Origin of the sequence: Fluviicola sp. (assembly GCF_030151805.1) — a bacterium.
GTDB lineage: Bacteria > Bacteroidota > Bacteroidia > Flavobacteriales_D > Crocinitomicaceae > Fluviicola.
Genome location: NZ_JASLCN010000331.1, coordinates 1 through 5,363, shown reverse-complemented (window position 1 = coordinate 5,363; position 5,363 = coordinate 1). Strand labels below are relative to the sequence as shown.

4 protein-coding genes are annotated in these 5,363 nt (G+C 44.4%); 3 read left to right on the top strand and 1 reads right to left on the bottom strand.

Annotation, left to right across the window (positions count from 1 at the left end; genetic code table 11):
• The 3 genes from Q1V93_RS12550 to Q1V93_RS12540 all read left to right on the top strand — a co-directional run.
• The coding region (locus Q1V93_RS12550; protein WP_300665195.1) for a DUF4143 domain-containing protein at positions 1 to 911 on the top strand (911 nt) is incomplete at its 5' end.
• A gap of 111 nt (positions 912 to 1,022) precedes the next feature.
• Complete coding sequence (locus Q1V93_RS12545; protein ID WP_300665194.1) at positions 1,023 to 1,793, top strand: AMP nucleosidase; 771 nt, start codon at positions 1,023 to 1,025, stop codon at positions 1,791 to 1,793.
• 129 nt (positions 1,794 to 1,922) lie between these two features.
• On the top strand, positions 1,923 to 4,217 hold the full coding sequence (locus tag Q1V93_RS12540) for a GH92 family glycosyl hydrolase (RefSeq protein WP_300665193.1): 2,295 nt from the start codon (positions 1,923 to 1,925) through the stop codon (positions 4,215 to 4,217).
• 767 nt (positions 4,218 to 4,984) lie between these two features.
• Here the strand turns inward: Q1V93_RS12540 and Q1V93_RS12535 are convergent.
• Positions 4,985 to 5,284 carry an ATP-binding cassette domain-containing protein gene (locus tag Q1V93_RS12535; protein WP_300665196.1) on the bottom strand — a complete coding sequence of 100 codons (300 nt, stop codon included), beginning with the start codon at positions 5,282 to 5,284 and terminating at the stop codon, positions 4,985 to 4,987.
• Between the last annotated feature and the right edge of the window lie 79 nt (positions 5,285 to 5,363).

The following is a 5,363-nucleotide window of genomic DNA, read 5'->3' as shown; positions in this document are numbered from 1 at the left end:
GTAAGAAAGTGGTCATTATTCGTGATGCTCAGTTGCTGGAACAATTACAGGAATACATTGATTTCGCCATTGATTCAGATTCCCTGGAAAACATTATTTTGATTTGTTCTTTTGAACCGGAATTGCATGAAGACTTGTGGGAAGCCTTGCGCGATCAGGGATTGGAATTAAACCTGTTTCCGCTTTCCTATGCCGAAAGTGCAAAATTCCATGGTTTGGTTCAGGAAGACAAGGAATTGGAACAACGACTGATTTACGGTTATTACCCGGAAGTTATTCTCAATCAACCCGAAGCTGAAAACATCATTTCCGGTATCATCGAAACGAGCATTTTTACGCAGTTAGGAGCTTCCGAGCGCATCAATAAAAAGGAAAACCTCATTAAACTGCTTCGTCATCTGGCCTTCAACATCGGAAAGGTCATTAGCTTCAATGATCTGGGGAAAAAGTGCAACCTCGACAATGAAACAGTTGAGCGTTATGTGAAACTGTTCGCAAAAGCGAATTTGCTGGTCCTGATTTCCTCATACAACAACGGTCACCGCTACGAATTGAAAAAAAGCCATGTGGTTTATTTCCTCGACAATGGAATCCGCAATGCCTTAATCCGTGCTTTTCAGCCACTGGAATTTCGCAATGATGTAGAAGAGTTGTGGCGCAACTTCGTAATCAGCGAACGTTACAAAGCCAATCAGTACGCAAATAAAAATCCGGAAGTATTCTTTTGGCTGACACATACCAAACAGGAAGTGGATTACCTGGAGATAGAAAACCAGGAAGCTTTCGGAGTGAAAATGCGTTGGGAAGATGCGAAAAAGATCAAAGTTCCGGCATCGTTCCAGGAATTATACCCTCAGATTAAAGTCACGGGGGTAAACAAGAAAACCTTCTGGACCTTTTTAAGAAAGTAATAATTGCTCCTACCGGGAAGTGACCAAAATGCAATATCGTTTTAGCCTCATTTTCACATAAAAATAACACGGCTTTTTAAATTTCTTCGCTAAATTCACGGAAATCACAGTATGAAGACAAAAGCAGAAATAGTAGAAAACTGGCTTCCCCGCTATACGGGAGAAGAATTGGCAAACTTCGGACAATACATCCTGTTGTGCAACTTCCACAATTACGTGGAGAAATTTGCAGAAATGTATGGTGTGGAAGTGATTGGTAAAAGCAAGCCGATGCAGTGCGCAACAGCGAACGGAATTACCATTATCAACTTCGGAATGGGAAGTGCTTCAGCAGCTACGTGTATGGATTTGTTGTCGGCAATCAAACCGAAAGCAGTCTTGTTTCTGGGGAAATGCGGTGGTTTGAAAAACAAAAGCGAAGTGGGAGATCTGATCTTACCGATTGCGGCAATCCGGGGAGAAGGAACCAGCAATGATTATTTTCCATCGGAAGTTCCGGCATTACCGGCCTTTGCACTTCAAAAAGCAATTTCTACAACCATCCGTGATGCAGGATTTGATTATTGGACGGGAACCTGCTATACGACCAACCGCAGAGTTTGGGAACACGATGAGAAATTCAAAGAATACCTGAGCAGCATCCGTGCAATGGCCATTGATATGGAAACAGCTACGATTTTTATGGTCGGATTTGCAAACAAAATCCCTACGGGAGCTTTGTTGTTAGTGAGCGATCAGCCAATGACACCGGAAGGAGTGAAAACAAGTGAAAGCGATTCGAAAGTAACTGCCGGATACGTGGATGCACATTTAAACATCGGGATTGATTCGTTGAAACAACTGATCAATAACGGGCATACGGTAAAACATTTGAGGTTTTAAGAGAAGATTCCGTTAATTGCGCCACTTCGAGTGCTGAAGCGAGGCGGAAGCGTATCGAGAAGTAAGCAATCCGTTTCACGGGTTTCAAAATCTGCCCCAAATTGGTATCTTAGTTCAAAATCAATTTGCATGCGGTTTTCACTTTTGCTTTCCGGAATCCTTTTCGTATCGGCTTCTGCTTTTGGTCAGAACAAACTCAAATATGTTAATCCGTTGATCGGAACGTCCAAAATGGGACACACTTTTCCGGGTGCGACCGTTCCTTTCGGGATGGTTCAGCTGAGCCCGGATACAGACACGGTTCCGTATGCGGTGAATGGAAAGTACAACCCGGATGTGTACAAATATTGCGCAGGATATCAATACGAAGATCCGACAATCGTTGGATTCAGTCATACGCATTTCAGTGGTACAGGACATTCCGATTTGGGAGACATCCTCATTATGCCAACCAGTGGAAAATTGCAATTGAATCCGGGAATTGCTTCCAATCCCCAAAGTGGCTTTCGTTCGGCTTACAGTCATGAAAACGAAATCACAAAGCCCAATTACTATTCCGTTTTATTGGATGATCATCAGATCCGGGCTGAATTAACCACCACCACACGCGTCGGAATTCACAAATACACCTTTTCAGAACAAGATTCCGCAAACATCATTCTCGACCTGGTTTCCGGGATTTACAATTACGACGGAAAGAACGTAAATACTTACGTTCGTGTGGTTGATGCCTTTCACATCATTGGTTTTCGTCAAACTTCCGGTTGGGCAAAGAACAGAACTGTCTATTTCGCCATTGAATTTTCCAAACCGATTAAATCATATGGCTACGATGATTTCCAAACGAAAAAAGTCTACCAGGGTTTTTGGAGAAAGTTTGACCTGAAGCATGATTTTCCGGAAATGTCTGCGAACCAGCTCCGGGCTTTCTTTGAATTCGATTTGGATGCTTCAAAGGAATTGCTGCTGAAAGTATCTCTTTCAAACGTGAATATGGAAGGAGCTTTATTGAACATGGTGTCGGAAACCCCGAACTGGAGTTTTGATTCTTACCGGAAAGCAGGCGAAGCTTTGTGGCAGGCAGAACTGAATAAGTATGAAGTGGAAATGCTCAATGAAGGTGATCTGATCAACTTTTACACGGCTGTTTATCATACTTGTCTCGGCCCGACAGTTTACCAGGATGTTTCCGGATCTTACCGCGGTACGGACTTTGCAGATCATTCGAATCCGGAGCGGCAGCTCAATTACACGACCTTTTCTTTGTGGGATACCTACCGCGCCCTGCATCCGCTTTTCAACCTCGTGCAGCGAAAACGGAATGTAGACATGGTACTTTCCATGATGGCGCATCAGGAGCAAAGTGCTCAGCGAATGCTTCCTGTTTGGTCTCATTATGCCAATGAAAACTGGTGTATGATCGGTTATCATTCGGTTTCGGTGATTGCGGATGCTTACAACAAAGGTTTGGAAGGAATTGATTACAACAAAGCGTTGGATGCCTGTGTTCAAACTGCGCGAACCCGTTATTTTGACGGAATTGGTTCGTATATGGATTTGGGTTACGTGGCAGAAGACCAAAGTTCGAGTTCTGTTTCCAAAACGCTGGAATATGCTTACGATGACTGGTGCATTGCTCAATTGGCTTTGGGCTTGAAACGAATGGATATCTATGACGAATTTTCGAAGAGAAGTTCCGCTTACAAAAACGTTTTCGATCCGAAGTCGGGATTTATGCGTGCACGCTTGAAGTCGGGAAGTTTTATGGAGAAATTTGATCCTTTGGAAACGCACCAGGCAGGTTATATTGAAGGAAATGCGTGGAACTACAGTTTGTATGTCCCGCATCAGGTAGATTCGATGATTGCACTGATGGGTGGAAAAAAACGTTTTGCAGCTCATTTGGATTCCTTGTTTACCATGCAGCTTGCCGATCAATATTTCGAACACACGGAAGACATCACACGGGAAGGAATTATGGGTTCGTATGTTCACGGAAACGAACCTTCGCACCACATCATTTACTTGTTTGATTGGGTTGGAAGACCGGATCTCACTCAAAAATACATCCGGCAGGTTTTAAGAACCAAGTACCTTCCGAAAATTGACGGTTTAAGCGGAAACGATGACTGCGGGCAAATGAGCGCCTGGTATATTTTCAGCTCCCTGGGCTTTTACCCGGTTTGTCCGGGTTCGGATGATTACATTGTTGGTGCTCCTTTGGTCAGATCGGCTAAAATCCACCTGGAAAACGGATCGGATATTCTCGTCGAAGTGAAAGATCAAAGTGAGAAAAACGTGTTCGTAAAGGCTGTTTACCTCAATGGCAAACGAATGAAAGATTTCAGATTGAACTATCGGAATTTGAAAAACGGAGCACACTTACTATTCGAAATGACTTCTAAACCAGGCGGAACTTTCTGAGGATGCAGAATGTTAAAAAGCAATTTTTTAGGGTTTTTTAGATTTAAATGCTAAATTCAAGACCTAAAATTATTACTTATGAAAAGAAGAATACTACTCTCCAGCGTATTTTTTCTTGGTGTATCCTTATGCTCTGTTTCTTATTCTCAATCAGGAAAAACAGTTGACGGAACCTGGAAAACAATTACGCAAAGCGAGATTCCTGTAAGCGGTACGCGTTATATTAAACCAACGAAGTTTACGACGATGCACCTGGATGTCGAATTGTTGAGACAACAGCTTGCAGGAGCAAAACGAATCACAGATCCTTCATACATTCCGGTTTTTGTTAAGATCCCAAGAGCAGACGGAACATTTGGAATTTACCAGGTTCATGAAAATGAAACCATGTCGGAAGGTTTGGCAGCTCAGTTTCCTGAAATCCGCTCTTATGACGGAATTCCATTGGATAATTCCGGAGAAGTTGTCAAGTTTGACTTAACGCCACAAGGTTTTCACGCCATGACGTTAATCCCGGGACAATCAACCTTGTTCATTGATCCATATTCTTTCGGAGGTGGTGATATCGAACATTACATTGTTTATTCAAAGGCAGATTTCACAACGGACAAACTATTTTCTTGTCCGATGGAAGCGTCTTTATTAACTGAAGTGGAAGAAAACGACCCGGTGAAATCTTTCGGAAACTGTACGAAACGAACATATCGTTTGGCCTTGTCGGCTACGGGAGAATACACTACCTTCCAGGGTGGTACTGTTGCTTTGGCTCAGGCAGCACAGGTCACAACCATGAACCGTGTGAACGGAGACACACCACCTTCGTATTCGCGCCATTGGCCAGTGCCTTCGCTGGCAATGGTGCTGGTGACCACGTTGTCCAGGAAGGTCCGATCGTGGCTGACCAGGAACACCGTGCCGTCGTACTGCTGCAGCAACTCTTCCAGCAGCTCCAGCGTGTCGATGTCCAGATCGTTGGTGGGCTCGTCCAGCACCAGCACATTGGTGGGGCGGGCGAAGAGGCGGGCCAGCAGCAGGCGGTTGCGCTCGCCGCCGGACAGGCTGCGCACCGGCGAATTGGCTCGCGCCGGCGAGAACAGGAAGTCGCCCAGATAGCTCTTCACGTGCTTGCGCTGGTTGCCAATTTCG

Excerpts from the sequence above, each read along its gene's own strand:
- Q1V93_RS12545 (WP_300665194.1), top strand. The coding sequence starts at position 1,023 with ATGAAGACAAAAGCAGAAATAGTAGAAAACTGGCTTCCCCGCTATACG.
- Q1V93_RS12540 (WP_300665193.1), top strand. The coding sequence starts at position 1,923 with ATGCGGTTTTCACTTTTGCTTTCCGGAATCCTTTTCGTATCGGCTTCT.